Consider the following 24,254-nt stretch of genomic DNA (forward strand, 5'->3'; position numbering starts at 1 on the left):
GTTATCTAATTTATTAACATTTGTTTAATTATCTTGAAAACGATTCAAAAAATGCGGGTTGTGTGATAATATAATTTTGTATTAAATGTAAAAATAAGTATTAAAAGGGTGAAATTTGATACAGGACAGAAAATACTAACTGAAATATGGGGGAAGAAATTTATGATTAGAAGTGATTTTAGAAAAAAAATTACTATGTGCTTAGCATCGGTTATGGCGTTAAACTTAGGAATGACTATATCAGTAAGGGCTGATGAAGTTCTAGAAAAGGAAATAAAAGAAAATGACATAACTAAAGAGGTAAGTATATATCCTGCACCACAAGAGTTAACTGTAGGAGAAAATAAAATTATATTAGATAATTCAGTAAATATAGTTGGGGGAGATTTGGCTGATACATATGCTTATGAGTTATTAAAGAATGTATTAACTGATTGTGCTATAACAATAAATGAAACTCCGATTGAAGGAGCTACGACAATTTATATTGGTGAGGCAGAAGACAATATTGAGGGAATGGATTCTGTATTAAATGAGTTAAGTATCGATAAGGAATCAGTAACTAAGAATGATGGTTATATCTTAGCAGTTGATGAAGATGAAGCAGGAGATAGAATTGTTATAAGAGGAAATGACGAGACTGGTACTTTCTATGGAGTACAGAGTTTAAAGCAGATAATAAACAAAGATGAAGATGTTAGTATAAATGAGGTTGTTGTAAAGGATGAGCCTACATTTAAATTAAGAGCTGTTGTTGAAGGGTTTTATGGAACTCCTTGGTCACAAGAAGAAAGATTAGACCAAATAAAAATGTATGGGGAATATAAGATGAATGCTTATATTTATGCTCCAAAATCTGATCCTTATCACAGAGAAAAGTGGAGAGAACCATATCCAGTATCAGAGTTAGATAGAATGGGTGAACTTATACAAACTGCTAATGAAAATAAAGTTGATTTTGTATTTGCAATATCTCCAGGACTAGATATAAGATTTGAAGGTGAAGAAGGAGAAGCAGATTTCCAAGCATTAATAAATAAAGCTGAAGCTTTATATGAAATGGGAGTTAGAAGTTTCTCAATACTGTGGGATGATATAGAAAACCATAATGGAGTCCAACAAGCAGAGGTTTTAAATAGATTTAATGAAGAGTTTATAAAGGCTAAAGAAGATGTTAAACCTTTAATAACTGTTCCAGTTCAATATTGGGGAAGCTCAATGTTTGATGGAGATAATGTAAAGGAATATACTAGGGATTTTGCTGCTACTTTAGATAAAGATATAGAAGTTATGTGGACAGGAAATGATGTTATTCCTCCAAATGGCGTTAGTTTAGAGGATGCTAAGAAAGTTTCAGATGTATATGAGAGAGAAATGATGCTATGGTGGAATTATCCTGTAAATGATTATAAGGAAGACAAAATGGCTTTAGGACCAATATATGATTTAGATAAGAATTTAGATCAAGAGGTTTCAGGATTTATTGTAAATCCAATGAGATTTGCAGAGGCTTCAAAGATTTCTACTTTAACTGGAGCAGACTATGGATGGAATACTGTAAGTTATGAATCTGAAAGTTCATGGGATAAGGCTATAGAAATAATAGCTGGAGAGATGAAAGAAGAGTTTAAGATATTTGCTAATCACTCAACTAGATTAGATACTGGAAGACCAGATTCACCAGAGATTCAAAATAATATAACTACTTTATGGGAAAAGTGGGAGAATGGACAAAGTGTAGAAGTCGAAATAGAGAAGTTAGAAGATGAATTCTCTAAAATGGTTGAGGTTCCAGGTAAGTTAAGAGAAAATCTTGATAATGAAAAGTTGTTAAGTCAATTAGATTCTCATTTAACTAAGTTTGAGATATATGGAAAAGCAGGACTAAATGCTATAGAAATTTTAGAAAATATATTAGATGGAGATATGGAAGATTTCTGGTCAAACAATTTTGAAGGAATTAAGTATCTTAGAGATTTAGATGGAATAGAGGCAACTATAGCAAATAATGTTGTTGATCCATTTATAAGAAAAGTTCATGAAGTTGGAAATGACTATTTTAATAAGGAAACTACAATATTAGAGGATAAGGTTTATTCATATAAATCAATAGGAAATATAAAAGATCATAAATATTCAGAATGGTTTATATCAGAACAAACTCATGTGCCAGAGTATATGTTTGATGATAAAGACAATACTGGATTCTGGTCAGCAGAAAATGTTAAAAAAGATGAATATGTTGGATTTGACTTAGGTGCTGTTGAAGAGATAAAAGATGTTTATCTTCTAATGGGAAGAAACAACAAGGATGCTGAGGTAATAACTAATGGAGTTATAGAATACTCAGAAGATGGAGAAAATTGGACAGAGTTACTTGTTAATAATGGGGCTAAAGAAGTAGTTAAAGAAACTTCTATAAAAGCTAGATATATAAGATATAGAGCCATTGAGGATTCAGAAAACAGATTATATGTTAGAGAATTTAAAGTTAATACTGGTAAGAGTGAAGAGAAATTAGTTGGTAGTTTAAAAGTTGAAGGAACTACTATTACTAAGGGGGCAAAGGAAGAGCATCAAACTGTTTCTTTAGGAAATATAAATAAGGTTTCTTTTGAAGAGGGAGATTCTATAGGAGTTTCTATAAATGATGTTAATAATGTTCTTGGATTTGAAGTTTTAGGTGAGATTAATTCAGATAGTTTTGTTTTAGAAAGTTCTTTTGACAATATAGAATGGGAAGAAGTAGGAAGTGGAACAAGCTTTAATAGTGAAATTCCTGTAGTAGGAAAATATTTCAGAATAAGAGCTAAGGAAAAAACTGAAGCTAATATTGAAGAAATTAAGGTTGTTATAGAAGGACATACATCAGGATCAATTACAACAAATAGAAGAATAAGTACAAATCCTAATATACACCCAGACTTCATAATAGATAATGACTATGGTTCATCATTTGTATGTTCTGATACTATTAAGAAAGATGACTTTGTCCAATTAGACCTTGGAAAAGTTAAGCATATTAGAGATATAAATTTAGTTCAAGGACCGGGTGGAGATTATATTGATGGAGATATTGAGTACTCTGTTGATGGTGAAACATGGACAAAGGTTGGAGAAGTAGAAGGAACAGATACTCTAATAAAGGACTTAGATTTAGAAGCACAATATATAAGAGTTTTATCTAAGGGATACAAAGATAGATGGTCAAGAGTTAGAGAGTTTACTGTAAACACAACAGTAGAGGAATATGAAACTAAGGCATCTTCAGTAGGAACTTACACTGATAGAAGTGAGAATGTTAGAGACAATAACTTAAATACTGCATATATTCCAGAAGGTGAAATTAAGTCAGGTGATTATTTACTTCGTAGAATATTCAATGACAAGTTAGTTTCAAAGATTACAGTGGCTCAAAGTACTGATAATTTATCAGGCGCTAAGGTTATAGGTAAAACTGTAAATGGAGAGACTTTAGAGCTTGGAACATTGGATAAAGGATTAAATGAGTTTGAACTTGAAAATCCAAGACAGTTAGTTTCTGTTAAGCTTTTATGGGAAAAGAATGCAGGAAAGGTTGAAGTTTTTGAGCTTAAGCCAACATTTGTTTCTTTAGAGCATGTTATAGATGAAATAAGAGAAGAGATAAATAGAGGAAAAGATGCCTTAATAGAATTTAATGACAAGAATAATGATGAAAGAGAAGAATTAGAAGAGGCTATAAAGCACTTAGAGGGATTAATAAAAGGAAATGCTTCTCATGATGAAATTGTTAGAAACTATGAGAAGTTAGGTGAAAAGATAGATAACTTTATAGCATCAGAAGATGAGGAAGACGATACTTGTGAGCCAGATGGAGATGGTAACGGAGGTTCAGAAGGTGATGGAAATGGAGACGGAAATGACAACGGAGGATCAGAAGGTGATGGAAACGGAGACGGAAATGATAATGAAGGCTCTGGTGGAGATGATAATTCTGGAGATGACAATGGTGAAGATAATGAAAATGGGAATTTACCAAATACAGGTAGTCCAATAGGAACAGAAGGATTAATGCTAATGGGAGCAGCCTTAGCTACAGTTGGAGGAATAACTCTTAAAAAGAGAAAAAAATAAATAAATAAAAAGAGAGGATAGACTGAAATAATATTCAGCTATCCTTTCTTTATTAATAGGGGGATATTATATAAAATTAAAGGAGGATAAGGGTATGTTAACCTATCCTACTATTATAATTTACATAAGTTATAAAAATTATTAGCTTTTTAATTAATTTATATTAATATTTTTTATATTTTTCGTGTTTTTTTGATTCTATTTTTTTCTCTTTTCTTCTACTATTGATTGCCCAAATAAGCAGTATTATCGAGCCTAAAATCATAGCTCCATAAAAGAGAATTACAAGCCCGGCTATAACCATATTAAAACACTTCCTTACTTAGCATCATAGACTACTGCTGTTCCATAAGCTACCATTTCAGCAGCACCAGCAGCTACAGATGAAGACATAAGTCTCATTCCTATGATTGCATTTGCACCTAAAGCCTCAGCCTCATCAACCATTCTTCCTATAGCTATTTGTCTAGCTTCTGTAAGCATTTCATTATATGAATTCATTTCACCACCAACTAGATTCTTAAAGCTTGAAGTTATATCTCTACCTATGTTTTTACATCTTACTGTACTTCCTTTAACAAGTCCTTTGATTTCCTTTATTTCTTTACCAGGTATTGATTCAGTTGTTAATATTAGCATAATGCACGCCTCCTAAAAGTATTTAATATAATATAATTTATGTTTAATTTTAAAATTTATAATCTTAATTATTATAGGGGGAACTTAGTTGGTATGATAATAGATAGGGGAAATTTGCTACCAACTAAGTTGTTAAATATATAATATCATGAGTTAATAAATAAATCAATATATAGTATTAAAAAACTTATTAAATAATATTATAAAATTCTTTAAGTTGAAATATTAAACTTATATTTAAAGATTAATATGAATTATAGTAATAATTTAACAAAATAATAGGGTATTATATGATAAAAGAATTATTTGGTAGATAATTAGAGGAATTAGTGAATTATTTTAAAAATGTGAAGTTTGTATGAACGAATTTTGTAATGTAAAATAATTGTATAATGCAGGAGTTTACTCTAGTATTAAATACTCAAAAAAAGGAAGTTGTTTAAGATGACAAATATTGATGATTTTAAAAATAATAAAGAAGCTAGAGATGAAGTTTTTAGAAAAAGTACAAAGGGCTTTGCAGATATGATAAAAGACCTAAAAGAAGAAGAGGATGAAAAAAATAGAGAAGAGCAAATAGAGGAAACATCACATAAATTAGCTGGCTATATGAGAGAATTAAAAGATAAATAAAAAATAAATACATATTTTAAAGCACTATATCAAAACAGAGATAAATAAAATTTATAGTTTAATATTAATATATTTATAATTATTAATGGTTTTAACACTAGTTTGATATAGTTCTTTTTATAATTAAGTTTTGTGGATGGGGTGAATTAATAAGGTGGAAAGAGAAATTTTGGGAGAAAAAGATCTTATTATAAAAATTAGGGATTTGAAAATGAACTTTGGAACTAAAGAGGTTTTAAAGGGAATAAATTTGGATATACACAAGGGGGAAATTATAGGCTATATTGGGAGTAATGGAGCTGGAAAAAGTACAACAGTTAAAATAATGCTTGGACTTTTAGAAGGATACACTGGCACTATAGAAATATTTGGTGAAGATATATCAAAAGGAAATGAAAGCTATAAAAAAAGAATAGGGTATGTTCCAGAGATGGCTGATATATATGATACATTAACTGCTAAGGAATATTTAACTTTTATTGGTCAGCTATATGGTTTAGATTATAAAGATGTTCTTTATAAAAGTAAGCAACTTATGAAAATTCTAGGGATAGATGATGTTTTTAATAGTAGAATTTCAAGTTTTTCAAAAGGAATGAGACAAAAGGTTCTTTTAATATCAAGCCTTTTGCACAATCCAGATATATTATTTTTAGATGAACCTTTAAATGGATTAGATGCTAATAGTGTTATGGTTATAAAAGAGATATTATCTGAACTTGTTAAGGAAGGAAAGACTATATTTTATTCATCACATATAATTGATGTTGTTGAAAAAATAAGTCATAGAATAATACTTTTAAATGATGGGGTTGTTGCAGCAGATGGTAGTTTTGAGGAACTTAAAGAAAGTTGTAATGAAGAATCACTGGAGGAAATATTTAATGACCTAACAGGATTTAATAATCATAAAAAGCTAGCAGAAGAATTTACTGCACTTATAAGAGAGGTGTAGTTATATGGATAAGGAGAATAAAGCTTTAAAGGTAATTGATAGATTTAGCGGGCTTTATGAAAAATTTGGCGTTAATTATGAGATGATGAGACTCATTTTAAAAACTAAACTATTAATGGATACTAGAAGAGCACCTGCTATTATGACTAATAGTACTAAAAATCAAGATAAGACAGACAAGTTTGGTGGACAACAGCTTTTGTACGGTGTTATGGGTGTATTCATAGCAATATTTGTTCTTATTAAGTTTAATATAATGATTCAGATGACAATGTATTTTGGGATGATTATGTTTTTTATAGGAATGTGCTTTATTGTAGATTTTGCTAGTGTTTTATTAGATGTTAAGGATAAAAATATTCTTGGAATTACAGGGGTTGATGCTAAGACAATAAATGCAGCTAAACTTACTAATGTAATTATATATATGACTACTGTAACTTTATATTTAGGTGGGCCAGGAGCTTTAGTTTCATTTCGATATGGAATTCTTTTTGGAATAGTTTTTATAATTGAACTTATTCTTATAAATCTTTTTATGGTCTTATTAACTTGTTTTATTTATTATTTAGTTCTTAAGTTTTTTGATGGAGAAAAGCTTAAGGATATTATAAATATTATTCAAATAGCGCTTACAATAGTAATAACTATAGGATATCAGCTAATAGGAAGAGTCTTTGATTTTGTAGAAACTACAGATAAAGTTTTCAGTGTAACTAGTTTGTGGCAATGGTTTATACCATCTTTATGGTTTGCTGCTCCTCTTGAAATAATAGAAAGTGGACAAATTAATCAAAGCTTAATAATACTTACAATATTAGCAATAGTAGTTCCTTTGGTATCTATTGGGATTTACTTTATGATAGCTAATAATTTTGAAAATTATATTCAAAAGTTAAATAATAACTCATATAGAGGAAAAGATAGAACTCCATTATTTTTTAGAGTAAGTAATTTAATATGTAGAAGTAATACAGAAAAAAGTTTTTTTAATTTTACTATGGGGATTATAAAGAGTGAAAGAAACTTTAAATTAAGAACCTATCCGAATTTAGCTATGGGGCTTATATTTCCATTTATATTTTTGATTAATACGGTGGATGATTATAGTAGTTTTCATGCTTGGAGAGTTGGAATGGCAACTTCTAATGATTACTATACAATGTACTTATCAATATTTATATTAGCACCTACAATTATGTATATAAAATACTCAGATCAGTATAAGGCGGCATGGATATATAAAGCAACTCCAATAGCTGATCTGTCAGATGTGTTTAAAGGTGTTTACAAGGCTGTTTTTTATAAAATGATTTTTCCAGTATTTATCTTTGTAGCAATATTATATACTTGGATATTTGGAGTTAGAGTAATTCCAAACTTAATAGGGATATTTTTAGTAGCTATATTTTTAAGCTTAATAGCTTTGAAAGCTATGGATAAGCATCTTCCATTTACAGTTAGTTTTAAGGATGCAGAAAAAATGGATGACTTGGGAATTACCATTGTTATAGGGATTTTAAGTGGAGTATTAGGTGGAATACAATATTTTGTTACAAAATTAAACTTTGGTATTTATATATTCATAGGAATAATCATGGTTGGAATAGCTCTAATGTGGCACTTTGTTTCAAAAGGAAAGTACCATAAAATTAAATTTTAAAAAGAAGTCTATAAAGTATATGAGAGTTGGTTTTTGAATGGTAAAAAGCTAAGAAATATATTTTATAGATTTTTTTATAGAATAGTTTTAAAGACTTTGCATTATACAATTTTAGGAGGTTTTATGAAGAATATTTTAGTTGTAGAAGATGATAAAAAAATAAATGAGTTAATAGTTGAGTTTTTAAAAAGTGAAGGATATTTTGTTGATTTTGCATTGGATGGTATTGAGGGGTTTTATAAGTTTAATGAAAATAGTTTTGATTTAGTTATTTTAGATGCTATGATGCCTAAACTTGATGGATATTCTCTATGTGGACTTATTAGGGAAAAAAGTAGGGTTCCTATAATTTTCTTGACAGCATTAAGTGAGATAAATGATGAAATAAAGGCCTTTGATGCTATGGCTGACGATTATATAACTAAACCTTTTTCATTTAATATTCTTATAAAGAGGGTTGAAGCTGTTTTAAGAAGAAGTGGTAAAAGGGAAGAAAAAATAAAAGAATATAAGAGTTGTATTAATTTTGAAAAATTAAAGATGGATTTAGATACATATAAGGTATATATAGATGAAGATGAAATTGAGTTAACTTTAAAAGAATTCAATATACTTAAATTTTTGATAGAGGCATATCCAAGAGTACTTTCTAGAGAAATGCTTATGAATGAAATTTGGGGATATGATTATTATGGAGATATGAGAGTTATTGATGCACATATAAAAAATATAAGAAAGAAAATAGTTCATGATTATATTGGAACTGTTAAGGGTATAGGATATGTACTTAAAAAGTAAGTGGAGCAATTTAGGAATAAAGAAAAAGCTTTTTATAATATCAACAGCAGTAATTTTAATAACCTCCGTAATAACATATACTGTGCTTTTTGCTTTGATACCAGCTATATATATGAATTCAAAAAGAAATAGTATAGAAAAGTCTACAGATGAGATATTAAGAACATTAGAAAATAAAGAAGAGATTAACTATGCAGATGAACTAAATCAGTATTCATATAAGAATGAAAGTTTTGTTTTCATAACAACAATAAAAGGAGAGGTTGTATATGCTTCAAATAATAACATGTTGGCAAAATATAGAATAGATCCTCAAAAAAAATTCAGTCATTTGCTATGAGAAAAGATGATATAAAGATAACTAGAATGTTTTACTTTAAAGGAATAAATGAAGAATGTCTTTTAACAATAATTTCTCCCAATAGGATGAGAGATGAAATTCAAAAGATAATGGTAACTATATTACCTATAATTGCTTTAATAACACTAGGTATATGCATTTTATCTCAATATATTTACTCAAAAGTAATAAGTAGACCATTAGGTAAAATAAATGAAGCTTCTAAAAAGATTGCTAAGTTAGATTTTAGTGAAACCTTAGATTATTCTGGAGATGATGAGATAGCTCAGCTTTCAAGAAGTATAAACTCTATAAGTTATAATCTTCAAAGGACTATAAAAGATTTAAAAAGAGCTAATGCAAGTTTAGTTAATGATATTGAAAAAGAGAAAAAACAAGATAAGAGAAGAAGAGATTTTTTAAAGGCAATATCACACGAACTTAAAACTCCTATAACTGTTATAAATGGGCAGATAGAAGGTATGCTTTACAATATAGGACAATATAAAGATAGGGATAAATACTTAAAGGAGAGTTTAGAATGTGTAGAAGAGCTTAGAGTGCTTGTACAAGAAATTATAAATTTAGCTAAATATGAAGAGGGGTTATCTATAGTATATAGTAAAGTTAAGTTAAATGATATTATTTATGATGTGGTTTATGGACATGATTACTTTAAAAATGAAAATGATTTAAATATAAAAATTGAGGAAGATGGCTTCTTATATACTATAGGTGATGAAAATATATTAAAAATGATATTTTCAAATATAGTAAATAATAGTTTGAAATATTCAGAAGAGGGAAAAGAGATAACTATACATATTAATAAAAATGGCCAGGTAAGTGTAATAAACTATTCAAAGGGAGTAGAAGATTTAGATAAGGATTTATTGTTCAAAGCTTTCTACAGAGGAGATGAATCGAGAAATAAAGACGTTGCTGGAAGTGGTTTAGGTCTTTATATAGTTAAAACTTTGATAGAAGCTCACGGGCATTTAGAATATGAAATAGAAACTGAAGAAGGTAAGTTTATCTTTAGGTTATCTTTTAATCCACATAACGAATAATTAGGCTATATAAGTTGGTCATAAGAACTATTTTAATAATGCTTAAAGAATGGTGGATTCTATAAAGTTTTTAAAATATATTTTTATGAATGGCTTATATAGCCTTTTATTAGTATTTACAATTGGCTAAATCTAAATATATAACTTGATTTAAAAGATAAAATGAATTAAGTTTAATAAATACATAAATCTTAAAGTTTTAAGTTATACCAAAACTTAGATCAATAAAGAGGTTATCATATTTTATGTATTGGGTATATTAGTTAAAGTGATAATCTAAGTGAAGTTTTAAAATTCAGGTAAGAATATATCTTCACCTAGAGGAAGTATTTCATTAGAGAATGGGTTTACATCCATAAGAAAATCTATTACTACTTCGTGATTATAAGTAGGATAATATTCTCTTGCTAGATTATACCAAGTATCTCCTTCTTTAACTGTGTACTTAGTGCCATCTTCAAAAGCACTAACTGGGATTAATACTGTATCACCAGTTCCTAAAGCTGAAACATTGTTTACTTGGTTGAGAGATTTTAATATGTTTAAGCTTGAGTTAGTAGCACAAGTATCATCAAACTTTTTAGCAACATCACTTAAACTTTCCTCTTCCTCAAGAGTATATTTTTCAGTTTCCATCTCATCTAAGTAAGACGAGAATGTAAGTACTTCTTTTTCTTCATATGAAGATGTTTTTTTATCATCATTATTAGTTTTTTCATTCTCTTTTTCTGAATTTGTATTCTTTACTTCATTTGATTTTGAAGTAGTTTCTTTTTCTTCTAGTTGTTGAGAGTTCTTGTCATTTGTTTTTTTACTTTCGCTAGAAGCGTCATTAGAGTTATCTGAAGTATCCTCTAGTCTAGTGTTTAAACTACTTTCTGTACTAGAATCTTTATCTTTATTCTCATTATCAGTATCATTCTTCTTTTCATTTAATACTGCTTGAGAGGGTGTTTTATCTTTCATAAATATTGAGATTGTTGAGTAAGTGAAATAGCCTAGAAAAGCTACACATACTAGTGATCCTGCAAGGATTAATACATCTTTTTTATTCATTTTATAGTCCTCCAATTTAAATTTATACTTGGATTATTGACGGCTTTTAAAATTTTATACAGTTAATAATAAAAAAATATATTTTTTATTTAAAAAATAAAGAGCTCCAAGTAAATATTTACTTGGAGCTCTCAAAAATTTATAACATAAAGGGGATATATTATTATATTTCACAGTTTAATCGATGTTCAAAAAATAACTATATTTTTACAAAAAACTATTGATTAAATAATAGAATAGAATTATAATGAAAACGTATTAAGATATTGATTTATATATGTATAGTTTAATTATATATTTTATTGATTTTAGTCTTCCTGTGCGTTTAAGGAGGACATTTTTTTTGTTTAAAAATATGTGAAAGATATTTTTAGCTTTCACCTATTAAGCAAATGAGTTCATTTGATGCTATGATTTCTTCAACAGGTGAAAAAGCAGCTTCTTTTAAATCAGATATTATTGATTCTTTGCTTATAGCATGTTTGTGTTCACCAACTTTGAAGTCAGCTATAAATATCTTGGCATCTTCTTTTAATACTCTATAAGCATCTTTAAGAAGCTCAGAAGGCTCAGCTAGTTCATGCTGTATGTTTATCATAATGACTAAATCAACAGAGTTATCTTTAAGTGGAATATGACTTTCTTGCATTTTCCCAACCGTTAATCTTTTAGGATAAGAAGGAGCTAAGTTTGTATTCATATATTCAAGCATATCATCAGATATATCTAAGGAATATACTGTTGAATTAGGTAGTTTCTCTAATAGTACACGAGAGAATAAGCCAGTACCTGCTCCAATATCTGCTATTACTGGCTTGTCAGGAAGTGATAAAACCTTTAAAACCTCAACCCAATCGATAAGGGTTAGTCTTTTAGGAGAATTTAGTTTTTCTATGTGTTCAATATTAAATTTATGGTCCATATTAAAAATCCTTTCTAAAAATAATATCTTTTGGTATTTAGTTTTAGTATTAACTAATAGAGTGAAACTTATTATTAGAAAGTCATATGAGGTAAAGAGTAGTTTAAGAAACTGCAATAGTAAACATTGAAATTAAATGAATAAGCATTATTGAGAGGGGAATTAATGAAAGCACTGTTATAAGTTTGTTTTTAGTTAATTTTCCTAATATTAGAAGCAAGATCCCAAGTATTAAAAGTATAATAACTTGAATAAATTCCATAAAGAGGACCTCCTTTAGATTTAAGGTGAATTTTGGTTAAGTTTTTAAGAAAATTTAAAAAGTTTATATTATGATAAATACTAGAGTAAAATTAAAAATAGATGAATAGATAAGTATATACTCTATTAATAAATTATATGAATTAATAGGAGCGACTATGAAAGGTGTTTGGTGAAAATTATGTATGATATTAATAGATTAAAAGAAGCTTTTAAAAATTATGAAATTGGAATTAATGGATCAGAGGAAATGAAGAGATGCTCTGTTTTAATTCCTTTAGTTAAAATAGATGGAAAATACAATATTGTTTTTGAAATAAGAAATAACAAATTAAATTCAAATCCAGGGGAAGTATGTTTTCCAGGTGGAGGAATTGATGAGGGAGAAAGTCCAAGAGAAGCAGCTCTTAGGGAGTGTTTTGAGGAAATTGGTATAAGTAAGGAAAAGATAGATATAATAAGTCAATTGGATTTTTATATTTCTCCTAATAATATACTTATATATCCATTCTTAGGTGTTATAAAGGAACAAGAAGAAATGTTCTTTGAAAAATTATCTTTAAATAAAGATGAGGTCTATAAATTAATTACAATTCCTTTAGAATATTTTGAAAGCTATGAAGCAGAAATAGCCTATAATAAGATATTAAACATTCCTGCTGAAGACTTTCCATTTCAAAATATAATTGGTGGAAAACACTATAAGTTTAGAGAAGGAAAATATAAGGTTTTATTTTATAAATATGAAAATTATGTAATTTGGGGAATGACAGCAAGAATTTTAGAAAACTTTATAAATTTTTATAAAAAATCCATAAAAACTATTTAAAAATAATTTATCTTTCAACTAAAAGCATTGTTAGTTTAATGGTAATATGATAAATTAAAACTTTGGAAGTATTAGTTTTTATAAGGAAAAGGAGAGTAGTGATTGAAAAATAAGGATTTTAAGAAAATATGTAAAATTAATAAAATAATTATCATACTTACCTTTGTTATTACTATGGCTACTTTAGTAGCAGTTTTGTTTTCCACTTTTAATTACTACTATAAAGAACTTAGATATAATAAGATGAATATGAATAACTTGCCAATAGGAAGTTTGCAATGCGTTTATGAGTCTCCAAATGAAGAATATTCAATAAAATCTTATATATGTAGTAGAGGCGAATCTGTTGATTGGGCTGCAAGGTGTGAATTAGTTGATAATAATACTGATGAAGTTAAAAATATTTATTGGGATTATAAGGTTGAAACTATGGATATAAAATGGATAGACAATGATACAGTTTTAATAAATGGACATAAAATAAATGTAGAAAAAGAAGTATATGACTGGAGAAAGAAGAGTTAGTATAAATACTATATAATCACTTTATAGTATTTACTAAAGAAAAAAAAGACAAGTACAAAAGTACTTGTCTTTTTTAATCACATTCAATAATACGTAAAATAACACAAAAGTGCATTAAAAATGAAAAAATATTGTTATATTGATGACATTAAGAAAAGAGGGTGTCACCAATAAAACCTTTACATTGATTATACGATATCTTTTTAAGAAAATCAAGAAAATGTTTTCAAAAAATGAAAAAATATGTGAACTTATAAAATGGGAAAAAATACATTATAATTATATATAGAAATAATATGAAAAATAGGTATAAGAGTAGGTGATAATATGGATTATGACATTATTGTAATTGGAAGTGGAATGGGAGGACTAACATTAGGTAGTAGACTAGCTAGTTGTGGGTATAAAGTTGGGATTTTTGAAAAACATTTTATACCAGGAGGATATGCAACAAACTTTAAGAGAAAAGGATATAATTTTGACGTTTCTTTACATGGAATAGGTGGCTTAGATGAGGGCGGTAGTTTAAGAAGAGTTTTTGAAGCGTGTGGAATAAGTGGGAAAATACTCCCTTTAAGAAATAAAGAATCATATTATATTAATTTAGATGGTAAGGAGATAAGTATTCCTAATGATAAAGAATTGTACTTGAATCTTTTAATAAGCAAATTTCCTTTAGAGGAAAAAGGAATAAGAAATCTTTTTAGTGCAATAGATAGTTTTGAAATTGGATTTAATAAATTTATTTTGGAAAAAGATTCAAGTCTTTTTAGCAAGATTAATAAGGATGTTTTTCTATTTATAAATTGGGCAGGAAAAACAACATATGAAGTTGTGAAGAAATATGTTAAGAATGAAGAATTTATAAAAGTATTTACAACTCTTTGGATGTATTATGGGCTTGCGCCTAAGGAGTTAAGTGCATTATATTTCTTCATTCCTTGGATTTCATATCATAAGTATGGGAAATATTATATTAAAGGTGGTGCACAAGCTTTATCAGATGCATTTGTAGAAGTTATAAAAAATAATGGAGGAGATGTGAAACTAAGAAGTGAGGTAGATAGAATTCTTTATAGGGATGGGAAAGTTTCAGGTATAGTACTTAAAAATGGAGAAATATTTACAGCAAAAAGAATAGTTTCAAATGTAAATCCCATAAGTACATATAAGATGCTTCCTAATGATGCTTTAAGCGAAAAAGAAGTTAAAAAGATTTTTGATGATAAAATAGGATGCACACTTACTCAGCTTTATTTAGGTTTAGATTGCAATCCAGAAGAATTAAATATACCTAATGATGAAGTTTTTGTTATTGGAGAAGGAAGTCATGAACATAACTATGAGATATCATTAGATAGTGATTATAAAAACGCTAGTTTTCTTCTTACAAATTATAATGGAATGGATATTAGTTTGAATGAAAATGATAAAGGCGTTCTAACAGTAACTTATATTGATAATTATGATAATTGGACTAAAGATAATATAGATTATAAAAAACAAAAGGAAATTGCTACAGAGGAAATAATAGATAGGATTGAAGGATATTATCCAGGAGTAAAAGAACATATAGTTGTAAAAGAATTAGGTACTCCTAAAACCATGGAAAGATATACAGGTAATCCAAAGGGAGCAGTTTATGGATATGCTCAGACAGTTAAACAAGCAGGTAAATATAGAATGGGAAGTAAAACATCTATTGAAAATTTAAGTTTAGTTGGTGCATGGATAAGCCCTGGCGGTGGTTATGAAGGAGCTATATCAGGCGGTATAGTTGAAGCAGAGAGAATTTTGAAGTTGGATAATAAATAAACTAAATTAATAGATTTAGTAATATAAATAGTATAAGAATAAAAAATAAAGCTTAGTAGTCGATTTATTGACAAGCTATTTTAAAAATAGTATATTAAAAATAACACAATGAAGTGTAAAGAGAGCAAAGAAGCTCCATAGGAAATCCCTATGGAGCTTCTTATTTTTTTACATAAAATAAGATGAAAAGGGAGGTTAGTGTTGTAAAGGTTATAAATTAAAGTTTATAACTGTTAGCAACGGGATAAAATGAAGAGATTCAAGATTAAAACCGAAATACTTTTTGGAGAAGGAGCCTTGGATTATTTAAAGAAGCTTAAAAACAAAAAGGTATTTATAGTTACAGATCCATTTATGGTTAAGTCAGGAACAATAGAGAAATTAACTTGTAATTTAGAGGCGGCTGAAGTTTCTGTATTTAGTGAAATCGTTCCAGATCCACCAATTGAGCTTGTTGTAAGTGGAATTGAGAAGCTTAAGGATTTTTGTCCAGATGTTGTTATTGCTTTAGGGGGAGGCTCAGCTATTGATGCTACAAAGGCAATAATAGATTTTTCTAAGAAGATAATTAAAGTGGATGATATACAATTTATAGCTATACCAACAACAAGTGGTACAGGTTCAGAAGTTACTTCATTCTCCGTAATTACCGATAAAGAAAAAGGAGTTAAATATCCTCTAGTTTCAGATGATTTATTACCAAACATAGCTATTTTAGATCCAGAGCTTGTTAAGACAGTTCCAAACTTTATAACTGCTGATACAGGAATGGATGTACTTACTCATGCATTAGAGGCATATGTATCAGTAAATGCCACAGATTTTTCAGATGCATTAGCTGAAAAATCCGCTACTTTAGTTTTTAAGTATTTACTTAAGGCATATAATGATGGAAATGACTTAGAGGCTAGAGAAAAAATGCACAACGCTTCTTGTTTAGCAGGTCTTGCATTTAATGAGGCATCATTAGGAGTGAATCATGGTATTGCCCATGTTTTAGGTGGAAAGTTCCATGTTCCACATGGAAGAACTAATGCAATATTACTACCTCATGTAATAGAGTTTAATGCAAATATAGCGGGATATAATTCAAGAGAGTTTAGTGAAGCTGCTAAAAAGTATGCTAACATAGCTAGAATTATAGGAATACAGGGATCAAATACTAGAAGTTTAGTTAAAAATCTGGTTAATGAGATTAAGAAGATGCAAAAAGCTATGAATATGCCAACAACTTTAAGTGAGTGTAAAGTAAACTCTAGTGATGTTACACAATTAGAGGGAGAAATAGCTAAATTAGCTTTAAAGGATGCTTGTACAGATGCTAATCCAAGAGTTCCTAGTGAAAGCGATATAATAAACATATTAAGTAAAATCAAATAATTATAATATTTAGTTTTTTATTCAGATGACTTTTAAGCACAATATAGAGAGTTAAGTATAATTATAAATAAAATATTAATATGGTTTTATGAATTATAATTTTTATTAAACTTGCAGCAGAAATAAGCCTTTAAACGGTTAAAAAGATACAGCAAAATGGTAAAAGTGACAAAATAATATTAAAAAAATATGAACAAGTTGACAATGGATGGATTTAAATTTATAATAAAGTTATCACAAAGGTGTGATTAAGTTTTTTTAGAGCAATGTAGCTTCTTAAAGGAATTTCATTTTATAAATCATATAAATGAAACTTTAAGGAGCTTTTTTATTAAACTCTTATGAAAAGGATTTAATTTAATTAAAATTATTTGGTTAAGTGTGGGAAAGTAAGGTGAGAAAATTATGGGAGAAGAGTCAAAACAGAGGATTATACAAGAATATGTACCAGGTAAGCAGGTTACACTAGCACATATAATAGCAAATCCTAATGATGACATATACAAGAAGTTAGGTCTTGTAGTAGCTCAAAAGGATGCTGTAGGAATACTAACAATAACACCAAGTGAAGCATCAATAATTGCAGCTGATGTTGCAACAAAGGCTTCAGGAGTTTCATTAGGATTTATAGATAGATTTAGTGGATCTGTAGTAATTACAGGGGACATAAGTTCTGTAGAGTCAGCCTTAGATGAAGTTTTAGATGTTTTAAGTAATATTCTTAATTTCTCATCAACTAAGATTACGAGGACTTAAAATATGGGTAGAGTAATATTTATGGGTAAGACAGGATGTGGGAAAACTACTTTGTGTCAAGCTTTGGACAAGTTAGAAATAAATTATAAGAAAACTCAATCCATAGAATTATATGATAATGCAATAGATACTCCAGGTGAGTACATAGAAAACAGAGGATATTACAATGCATTGATAGTTACAGCAGCAGATGCTGAAATTATAGCATTAGTTTATGATTGTACATCAGAGGAGAATTATATAGCTCCAGGGTTTGCAAGTATCTTCTGTAAAGAAGTAATTGGTATTATCACAAAAGTAAATCTAGCTAAAGATAAAGACGAGATAGACATAGCAGAAGAAAGATTAAAATTAGCTGGAGTTAGTAAAATCTTTAAAGTAGATACAATAGATGATGTAGGGATAGAGGAATTATTTAACTACTTAAACAAATTTTAATTTGAGGTGACCGTTAATGAAAAAGACAATAGTAATAGTCGATGATGAGCCTATTACACGAATGGATACTCGAGAAATTTTAGAGGCTAATGGATACGAGGTTGTAGGAGAAGCTTCTGATGGATTTGAAGCAATTGAAGTTTGCAAAAAATATAATCCTAGCTTAGTTTTAATGGACATAGATATGCCTATGCTAGATGGGCTAAAGGCAAGTAAAGTTTTAACAAAAGAAAATTTAGTTGGGGGCATAATTTTATTAACAGCATTTGAGGATAAAAAGTATATTGAGATGGCTAAAGAAGTTGAGGCCTTTGGGTATATGATAAAGCCTGTAAATGAGAAAGTATTTATTCCAACTGTGGAAATGTGCTTATCAAGAGCAAAAGCCTTTGAAACATTAAAGAAGGATTTTGATAAAGTAAATAACAAATTAAATGATAGAAAATTAATAGAGAAGGCAAAGGGAATACTTGTTAAACAGTTAAATACAACTGAGGACGAGGCTTATAATAGAATAAGAAAACTTAGTATGGATAGAAGAACTACTATGGCAGAAATAGCTAAAATAATCATTGTTGGATATGAGGACTAGGTAAATGATAGGAAATCTGTGTAGAAGATACACACATTTAAATGATGATGAGATAAATAAGATTAGAGAAGTTTCAAAATCTCTACAACTTATGGCTGATTTTTATGAGAGTGATGTTTTCATAGATGTTTTAAGTGAAAGTGGAGAATATGCGATTGTAGTAGACCATGCTATTCCAAAAGAAAAGCCTTCCTTATATAAAGATAAAGTAATTGGAAAAAAAGCATTAAATGAAAATGAACCAGGTGCTATAAAAACACTAGAAACAGGAACAGTTAATAAAGATATAAAGGCATTAACCCAAGAAAATAAAGTGGTTAAGCAAAGAATACATCCAATTCTTCATGAAGAGAAGGTTGTAGGAGTTGTAATAGTAGAAAAAGACATAAGTAATGAACTTGAAAGTGACTTTAAGATAGATATAAGTTTAGCTAATGAAAATTCAAAATCAAAAGATTTTTTAAATCTTCTTCAAGATGGCTTATTAATAACAAACAATTTACATGATGCTATTCTTGTCTTTGATAAAAAGGGAAGATTGGTTATAAAAAATAGTAAGGCAGATAAAATTTATAAGGCTTTAGGATATAAAAATATAAGTTGTGGAGATGAATTTGATATACTTTCATTAGATGGAATGAAATTTAAAGAACTTAAAGATATTTTTGAAAATAAAAACTATAAAGAAGAAAATTTAGAAGTACATTTAAATGATTTTTATTTTGAAATAAATAGAACTATTATAAATAAAGATAATTTAAGAGTTATAGAGGTAATAAAGGATATAAGTGAGGTAAGAAATAAAGAAGCTGAGTTGGTTTTAAAATCAGTAGCTTTAAGAGAAGCTCACCATAGAGTTAAAAATAGCTTGCAGACAGCAGCAGCTTTACTAAGAAGTCAAAGTAGACGATGTGAAAGTGAAGAAGCTAAGGAATACTTACAAGAAAGTGTTAATAGAATACTAGCTATTGCAACAACTCATGATTTATTATCTAAGTCTCAAGATGGAAACATAAAAGTGCGTGATGCATTAGAGGTTTTAACTGAGAACATAAAGAGAAGTTGGTTTGGATCTAATATAAATATCTATATAACAGGTAATAACTTTTATATAGATGGTGAAAAATTAACAGGTTTACTTTTAGTAATGAATGAACTTATACAAAATTGTTTTGACCATGCTTTTGAAGGAAAGGAAGAGGGGAATATCCAAATTCTTATTCAAAATGGTGTTGATGAAAAGACTATAGCTGTTGTTGATGATGGGTGTGGCTTTGATTTAGGGTCAATTAATAGGAGTAGTAATTTAGGACTATTTATAGTTAATAGCTATGTTAAGGATCAATTAAAAGGTTCCATGGAGATGAAATCTAGTAAAGAAGGAACCACAGTAGTATTAAAGTTTAAATAATTAATTCTTTTATAAATTGAATATTAAAAAGGATAACTATGAACTGCGAAGCAGTAGTTTGAATTGAGCAATGAGGCTTAAGGTTATAGAAAATGAAAACTTAGACAAAGGGTCTATAGTTTATATTTCTGTAGCTTTAAGCCTTTTTAGTTCTTTCAAATAAGTTTTTAGCTAAGAGTGTGTTTATTTTTTAGCTAGACTGCAAGTTTTATCTAAGAATAAAAACTTGGCAGAAATAAAAAGGTAATTTCCGAGGTTTTATGAAAAATAAATCTTGAGGATTAGAGGGTATTAAGGGAGGTGAGAGTATGAGAGATGAACTTTTAAGTGTTGGAATTGATATAGGGACTAGTACAACTCAGCTTATATTTTCTAAGTTAATTGTTGAGAATGAGGCGTCAGCTTTTACTGTTCCAAGAATTAGTATTGTAGATAAGGAGATTATCTACAGAAGTGATGTTTATTTTACTCCTCTTATTTCTAATACAGAGATAGATGGTGGAAGAATAAAAGAAATCATTGAAGAGGAATACAAGAAGTCTGGAATAAGTAAGGATGATATTCAGACAGGGGCAGTTATTATAACTGGAGAGACAGCTAGAAAGGAAAATGCAAACGATGTCTTACATACCTTAAGTGGATTTGCTGGAGATTTTGTTGTTGCTACTGCTGGTCCTGACTTAGAAAGTATTATAGCAGGAAAGGGAGCTGGAGCTCATATTTATTCTAAAGAACACTCAACTAGTGTTGTTAATATGGATATTGGAGGAGGAACTAGTAACCTTGCACTTTTCTTAAGAGGAGATGTTAAGGAAACTGGATGTCTTGATGTAGGTGGAAGACTTATAAAGATTAATCCAAGCACAAAAGAAATAACATATATTTCACCTAAGATTGAAAAAATCATAAATGAGAATAATCTAGGACTAAAAATAGGAACTAGAGCAACAGTTGAAAATATTAAGCCAATTGTAAATATGATGGTCAAATGGTTAGAAGAAAGTGTTGGTTTAATAGAAAAGGATAAGTACTTTGATTACATAGTAACAAATAAAAGTATTGCCTTAGATAATGAGATAAAATGCATATCTTTCTCAGGAGGGGTTGCAGATTATATATATTATGAGGGAGAAATCAAAGATTATTTTAAATATGGTGATATAGGAATAATACTAGGACAAGCTATTAGAGAATCAGACTTATGTAAGAAGCTTAAAGTAGTAAAATCTATTGAAACCATTAGAGCTACTGTTGTTGGAGCAGGTTCTCATACAACAGAAATAAGTGGAAGTACAATTACTTACACAAAGGATAGTTTCCCGATTAAAAATTTACCTATATTAAAGCTAAGTATTGAAGATGAAAGTCATGGAGCAGATGAACTTTGCGAGGCTCTTAAGAAGAAAATTGAATGGTTCAGACTAGAAAATGATTTTCAGAAGATTGCAATAGCTGTTAATGGTAAGAAAAATCCATCATTTAAAGATATACAAGAATATGCCAAGGGTATTGTAAATGGAATGAGGGATTTAATTGAAAAAGACGGCCAACTAATAGTGGTTGTTGAAAATGACATGGCTAAGGTTTTAGGACAAGCAATATATTCCTTACTTAATTTCAATAAAGAAATTATTTGCATTGATGGTATTAAGGTAGAAAATGGTGATTACATTGACCTTGGAGCACCAATTGCAGAAGGAAGAGTATTACCTGTTGTTATAAAAACATTGGTTTTTAACTAATTGGAAGGGGGAGAAAAAATGATTTTAAAAACAAAATTATTTGGCAAAGTCTATGCTTTCAAAAACTTAAATGAAGTTATGGCTAAGGCAAATGAAGAGAAATCAGGAGATAGGTTAGCTGGATTAGCTGCTGAATCTTCAGAAGAGAGAGTAGCTGCTAAGGTTGTATTAGCAAATATAACTTTAGAGGATTTAAGAAATAACCCAGCGGTTCCTTATGAATTAGATGAGGTTACAAGAATTATTCAAGACGATGTAAATGAAAAAATTTATGATGAAATAAAACACTGGACAGTATCAGACTTTAGAGAGTGGATACTTGATGATAATACAACAGGTGCTGATATCAGAAGAGTTTCAAGAGGTTTAACTTCTGAGATGGTAGCAGCAGTAGCAAAATTAATGTCTAATATGGACTTAATATATGGAGCTAAGAAGATAAAGGTTACAGCTCACTGTAATACAACAATCGGTGAAAAAGGAACTTTATCAGCAAGACTTCAACCAAACCACCCAACAGATGATCCAGATGGAATAATGGCTTCATTATTAGAAGGATTAACTTATGGAGTTGGAGATGCGGTTTTAGGATTAAACCCAGTTGATGATTCAGTTGAGAGTGTTACTAAAGTACTAAAGAGATTTGAGGAAATTAAGCAGAAGTTTAAAATCCCAACTCAAACTTGTGTACTAGCTCACGTAACTACTCAAATGGAGGCTATAAGACAAGGTGCTCCTACAGATCTAATATTCCAATCAATAGCAGGATCTGAAAAAGGAAATGAAGCTTTTGGATTTAATGCAGCAACTATAGAAGAAGCTAGACAATTAGCTTTAAAACAAGGAACTGCTACTGGTCCAAACGTAATGTACTTTGAAACTGGACAAGGTTCTGAGCTTTCATCAGATGCTCACCATGGAGTTGACCAGGTAACTATGGAAGCTAGATGTTATGGATTTGCTAAGAGATTCCAACCATTCTTAGTTAACACAGTTGTTGGATTCATTGGACCTGAGTACTTATATGATTCAAAGCAAGTTATAAGAGCAGGTCTTGAAGATCACTTTATGGGTAAATTAACAGGAATACCAATGGGATGTGATGCATGTTATACAAATCACATGAAAGCAGACCAAAATGATATAGAAAACTTAGCAGTATTATTAACTGCAGCAGGATGTACTTACTTCATGGGAATCCCTCATGGAGATGATGTAATGCTTAACTATCAAACAACAGGATATCATGAAACAGCTGCTTTAAGAGAAATGTTTGGGTTAACAGCAATTAAGGAATTCCAAGATTGGATGGTTGAAATGGGCTTTGTTGATGAAAATGGAAAGCTTACTAAAAAAGCAGGAGATGCATCTGTACTTTTAAGATAGGAGGGAGAAGAGAGTTATGAACGAAAAGGATTTAAAACTTATGGTTGAGCAACTAGTTAGCCAAATGGTTGGACAAGTTGATATGCAATCAGTAGAGAAAGTAGTGAAAGAAGTAGCAAAAACTCAAGTCCACGAAGAGAATGATGAGTTTATACCAGATATCACAGAAATAGATATAAGAAAGCAACTTTTAGTTGAAGACCCAGCTGATAGAGAAGCTTACTTAGAAATGAAGGCTAAAACACCTGCAAGACTTGGAACAGGAAGAGCAGGGGCTAGATATAAGACTATAACAGCTTTAAGAGTTAGAGCAGACCATGCTGCAGCTCAAGACTCAGTATTCTCAGATGTTTCTGAAGAATTTATAAAGAAAAATAACTTAATTCCAGTTAAGACTATGTGTACAGATAAAGATGAATATGTAACTCGTCCTGACCTTGGAAGAAAATTTACACCAGAAACTTTAGAAGTTATAAAAGAAAAATGTGCTAAGAACCCTAAAGTTCAAATTATGGTTGGAGATGGGTTAAGTTCAGCTGCTATAGAAGCTAACTTAGAAGATATACTTCCTTCAATAGAGCAAGGATTAAAAATGTATGGATTAGAAGTTGGACCAATACTATTTGTTAAATATTGTAGAGTACCAGCTATGGATTCTGTAGGGGAAGCTACAGGAGCAGATGTAGTTTGCTTACTAGTTGGAGAGAGACCAGGACTTGTAACTGCAGAGTCAATGTCAGCTTACTTAGCTTACAGACCAAAGGTTGGAATGCCAGAGGCTAAGAGAACGGTTATCTCAAACATTCACAGGGGTGGAACTACTGCCGTTGAAGCAGGAGCTCACATTGCAGAGTTAATCAAAACTATGTTAGATAAGAAAGCTTCAGGAATAGATTTAAAATAATTTGCTTAGATAAAAAGTTAATA

22 protein-coding genes are annotated in these 24,254 nt (G+C 29.4%); 18 read left to right on the forward strand and 4 right to left on the reverse strand.

Going from position 1 to position 24,254, the window contains the following annotated elements:
* Positions 1–162: 162 nt before the first annotated feature.
* On the forward strand, positions 163–4,116 hold the full coding sequence (locus tag ACQZHJ_RS05895; protein ID WP_430484614.1) for a beta-N-acetylglucosaminidase domain-containing protein: 3,954 nt from the start codon (positions 163–165) through the stop codon (positions 4,114–4,116).
* A 318-nt stretch (positions 4,117–4,434) separates the two neighbouring features.
* Here ACQZHJ_RS05895 and ACQZHJ_RS05900 read toward each other — a convergent pair whose 3' ends face one another.
* A complete protein-coding gene (locus ACQZHJ_RS05900) occupies positions 4,435–4,755 on the reverse strand; it encodes a heavy metal-binding domain-containing protein (RefSeq protein WP_430484615.1) in 321 nt (106 codons plus the stop codon).
* Positions 4,756–5,199: 444 nt separating this feature from the next.
* Between ACQZHJ_RS05900 and ACQZHJ_RS05905 the strand changes: the two genes are divergently transcribed.
* The 6 genes from ACQZHJ_RS05905 to ACQZHJ_RS05930 all read left to right on the forward strand — a co-directional run bounded on the left by ACQZHJ_RS05905 (position 5,200) and on the right by ACQZHJ_RS05930 (position 10,214).
* Positions 5,200–5,388 carry a hypothetical protein gene (locus ACQZHJ_RS05905; protein WP_430484616.1) on the forward strand — a complete coding sequence of 63 codons (189 nt, stop codon included), beginning with the start codon at positions 5,200–5,202 and terminating at the stop codon, positions 5,386–5,388.
* A gap of 211 nt (positions 5,389–5,599) precedes the next feature.
* Positions 5,600–6,343, forward strand: coding sequence for an ABC transporter ATP-binding protein (locus ACQZHJ_RS05910; protein WP_430486866.1), 744 nt, complete (start codon positions 5,600–5,602; stop codon positions 6,341–6,343).
* A 4-nt stretch (positions 6,344–6,347) separates the two neighbouring features.
* The gene (locus ACQZHJ_RS05915; protein WP_430484617.1) at positions 6,348–8,006 is read left to right on the forward strand and encodes an ABC transporter permease; all 1,659 of its coding nucleotides are present in this window, start codon (positions 6,348–6,350) and stop codon (positions 8,004–8,006) included.
* 123 nt (positions 8,007–8,129) lie between these two features.
* Positions 8,130–8,804: a response regulator transcription factor gene (locus ACQZHJ_RS05920; protein ID WP_430484618.1), complete on the forward strand. Its 675-nt coding sequence runs from the start codon at positions 8,130–8,132 to the stop codon at positions 8,802–8,804.
* A complete protein-coding gene (locus tag ACQZHJ_RS05925) occupies positions 8,788–9,144 on the forward strand; it encodes a hypothetical protein (RefSeq protein WP_430484619.1) in 357 nt (118 codons plus the stop codon). Before ACQZHJ_RS05920 ends, ACQZHJ_RS05925 begins: the two co-directional genes overlap by 17 nt.
* A complete protein-coding gene (locus ACQZHJ_RS05930; protein ID WP_430484620.1) occupies positions 9,141–10,214 on the forward strand; it encodes an ATP-binding protein in 1,074 nt (357 codons plus the stop codon). The genes ACQZHJ_RS05925 and ACQZHJ_RS05930 overlap by 4 nt, the downstream gene beginning before the upstream one ends.
* 288 nt (positions 10,215–10,502) lie before the next feature.
* On the opposite strand, the gene ACQZHJ_RS05935 is transcribed toward ACQZHJ_RS05930, so the two are convergent.
* From ACQZHJ_RS05935 to ACQZHJ_RS05945, 3 genes are all read right to left on the reverse strand, one after another.
* Positions 10,503–11,270 carry a LysM peptidoglycan-binding domain-containing protein gene (locus ACQZHJ_RS05935; RefSeq protein WP_430484621.1) on the reverse strand — a complete coding sequence of 256 codons (768 nt, stop codon included), beginning with the start codon at positions 11,268–11,270 and terminating at the stop codon, positions 10,503–10,505.
* A 370-nt stretch (positions 11,271–11,640) separates the two neighbouring features.
* The gene (locus ACQZHJ_RS05940; protein ID WP_430484622.1) at positions 11,641–12,192 is read right to left on the reverse strand and encodes a class I SAM-dependent methyltransferase; all 552 of its coding nucleotides are present in this window, start codon (positions 12,190–12,192) and stop codon (positions 11,641–11,643) included.
* A gap of 103 nt (positions 12,193–12,295) precedes the next feature.
* On the reverse strand, positions 12,296–12,454 hold the full coding sequence (locus tag ACQZHJ_RS05945; protein ID WP_430484623.1) for a hypothetical protein: 159 nt from the start codon (positions 12,452–12,454) through the stop codon (positions 12,296–12,298).
* Between the two features lie 180 nt (positions 12,455–12,634).
* Here ACQZHJ_RS05945 and ACQZHJ_RS05950 point away from each other — a divergent pair, with 180 nt between their 5' ends.
* From ACQZHJ_RS05950 to eutC, 11 genes are all read left to right on the forward strand, one after another.
* Positions 12,635–13,282: an NUDIX hydrolase gene (locus ACQZHJ_RS05950; protein ID WP_430484624.1), complete on the forward strand. Its 648-nt coding sequence runs from the start codon at positions 12,635–12,637 to the stop codon at positions 13,280–13,282.
* 102 nt (positions 13,283–13,384) lie between these two features.
* A complete protein-coding gene (locus tag ACQZHJ_RS05955; RefSeq protein ID WP_430484625.1) occupies positions 13,385–13,807 on the forward strand; it encodes a DUF5412 family protein in 423 nt (140 codons plus the stop codon).
* A gap of 327 nt (positions 13,808–14,134) precedes the next feature.
* Entirely contained in the window at positions 14,135–15,622 is a 1,488-nt protein-coding gene (locus ACQZHJ_RS05960) for a phytoene desaturase family protein (protein ID WP_430484626.1), read from the forward strand.
* A gap of 249 nt (positions 15,623–15,871) precedes the next feature.
* Positions 15,872–17,002, forward strand: a complete 1,131-nt coding sequence (locus ACQZHJ_RS05965) for a 1-propanol dehydrogenase PduQ (RefSeq protein ID WP_430484627.1) — start codon at positions 15,872–15,874, stop codon at positions 17,000–17,002.
* A gap of 405 nt (positions 17,003–17,407) precedes the next feature.
* Complete coding sequence (locus ACQZHJ_RS05970) at positions 17,408–17,758, forward strand: BMC domain-containing protein (protein WP_430484628.1); 351 nt, start codon at positions 17,408–17,410, stop codon at positions 17,756–17,758.
* 3 nt (positions 17,759–17,761) lie between these two features.
* Entirely contained in the window at positions 17,762–18,196 is a 435-nt protein-coding gene (locus ACQZHJ_RS05975; protein WP_430484629.1) for a EutP/PduV family microcompartment system protein, read from the forward strand.
* Positions 18,197–18,212: 16 nt separating this feature from the next.
* A complete protein-coding gene (locus tag ACQZHJ_RS05980) occupies positions 18,213–18,788 on the forward strand; it encodes an ANTAR domain-containing response regulator (RefSeq protein WP_430484630.1) in 576 nt (191 codons plus the stop codon).
* 4 nt (positions 18,789–18,792) lie between these two features.
* Positions 18,793–20,199 (forward strand): histidine kinase N-terminal domain-containing protein, encoded by a 1,407-nt coding sequence (locus ACQZHJ_RS05985; protein ID WP_430484631.1) that lies wholly within the window; start codon positions 18,793–18,795, stop codon positions 20,197–20,199.
* A gap of 308 nt (positions 20,200–20,507) precedes the next feature.
* Positions 20,508–21,941: an ethanolamine ammonia-lyase reactivating factor EutA gene (gene eutA / locus ACQZHJ_RS05990; RefSeq protein ID WP_430484632.1), complete on the forward strand. Its 1,434-nt coding sequence runs from the start codon at positions 20,508–20,510 to the stop codon at positions 21,939–21,941.
* Between the two features lie 18 nt (positions 21,942–21,959).
* Positions 21,960–23,327 carry an ethanolamine ammonia-lyase subunit EutB gene (locus tag ACQZHJ_RS05995; protein WP_430484633.1) on the forward strand — a complete coding sequence of 456 codons (1,368 nt, stop codon included), beginning with the start codon at positions 21,960–21,962 and terminating at the stop codon, positions 23,325–23,327.
* Between the two features lie 16 nt (positions 23,328–23,343).
* Entirely contained in the window at positions 23,344–24,231 is an 888-nt protein-coding gene (gene eutC / locus ACQZHJ_RS06000) for an ethanolamine ammonia-lyase subunit EutC (protein WP_430484634.1), read from the forward strand.
* Positions 24,232–24,254: the final 23 nt, after the last annotated feature.

It is taken from the genome of Clostridium sp. B9 (assembly GCF_050509515.1).
Taxonomy (GTDB): domain Bacteria; phylum Bacillota; class Clostridia; order Clostridiales; family Clostridiaceae; genus Sarcina.

Bases quoted from the DNA above. Each gene is read 5' to 3' on its own strand.
- ACQZHJ_RS05975 (WP_430484629.1), top strand. From the start codon at position 17,762: ATGGGTAGAGTAATATTTATGGGTAAGACAGGATGTGGGAAAACTACT.
- ACQZHJ_RS05980 (WP_430484630.1), top strand. From the start codon at position 18,213: ATGAAAAAGACAATAGTAATAGTCGATGATGAGCCTATTACACGAATG.
- ACQZHJ_RS05940 (WP_430484622.1), bottom strand. From the start codon at position 12,192: ATGGACCATAAATTTAATATTGAACACATAGAAAAACTAAATTCTCCT.
- ACQZHJ_RS05960 (WP_430484626.1), top strand. From the start codon at position 14,135: ATGGATTATGACATTATTGTAATTGGAAGTGGAATGGGAGGACTAACA.
- ACQZHJ_RS05925 (WP_430484619.1), top strand. From the start codon at position 8,788: ATGTACTTAAAAAGTAAGTGGAGCAATTTAGGAATAAAGAAAAAGCTT.
- eutC (WP_430484634.1), top strand. From the start codon at position 23,344: ATGAACGAAAAGGATTTAAAACTTATGGTTGAGCAACTAGTTAGCCAA.
- ACQZHJ_RS05910 (WP_430486866.1), top strand. From the start codon at position 5,600: ATGAACTTTGGAACTAAAGAGGTTTTAAAGGGAATAAATTTGGATATA.
- ACQZHJ_RS05895 (WP_430484614.1), top strand. From the start codon at position 163: ATGATTAGAAGTGATTTTAGAAAAAAAATTACTATGTGCTTAGCATCG.
- ACQZHJ_RS05950 (WP_430484624.1), top strand. From the start codon at position 12,635: ATGTATGATATTAATAGATTAAAAGAAGCTTTTAAAAATTATGAAATT.
- ACQZHJ_RS05935 (WP_430484621.1), bottom strand. From the start codon at position 11,270: ATGAATAAAAAAGATGTATTAATCCTTGCAGGATCACTAGTATGTGTA.
- ACQZHJ_RS05920 (WP_430484618.1), top strand. From the start codon at position 8,130: ATGAAGAATATTTTAGTTGTAGAAGATGATAAAAAAATAAATGAGTTA.
- ACQZHJ_RS05965 (WP_430484627.1), top strand. From the start codon at position 15,872: ATGAAGAGATTCAAGATTAAAACCGAAATACTTTTTGGAGAAGGAGCC.
- ACQZHJ_RS05915 (WP_430484617.1), top strand. From the start codon at position 6,348: ATGGATAAGGAGAATAAAGCTTTAAAGGTAATTGATAGATTTAGCGGG.
- ACQZHJ_RS05930 (WP_430484620.1), top strand. From the start codon at position 9,141: ATGAGAAAAGATGATATAAAGATAACTAGAATGTTTTACTTTAAAGGA.
- ACQZHJ_RS05995 (WP_430484633.1), top strand. From the start codon at position 21,960: ATGATTTTAAAAACAAAATTATTTGGCAAAGTCTATGCTTTCAAAAAC.
- ACQZHJ_RS05945 (WP_430484623.1), bottom strand. From the start codon at position 12,454: ATGGAATTTATTCAAGTTATTATACTTTTAATACTTGGGATCTTGCTT.
- ACQZHJ_RS05970 (WP_430484628.1), top strand. From the start codon at position 17,408: ATGGGAGAAGAGTCAAAACAGAGGATTATACAAGAATATGTACCAGGT.
- eutA (WP_430484632.1), top strand. From the start codon at position 20,508: ATGAGAGATGAACTTTTAAGTGTTGGAATTGATATAGGGACTAGTACA.
- ACQZHJ_RS05985 (WP_430484631.1), top strand. From the start codon at position 18,793: ATGATAGGAAATCTGTGTAGAAGATACACACATTTAAATGATGATGAG.
- ACQZHJ_RS05905 (WP_430484616.1), top strand. From the start codon at position 5,200: ATGACAAATATTGATGATTTTAAAAATAATAAAGAAGCTAGAGATGAA.
- ACQZHJ_RS05900 (WP_430484615.1), bottom strand. From the start codon at position 4,755: ATGCTAATATTAACAACTGAATCAATACCTGGTAAAGAAATAAAGGAA.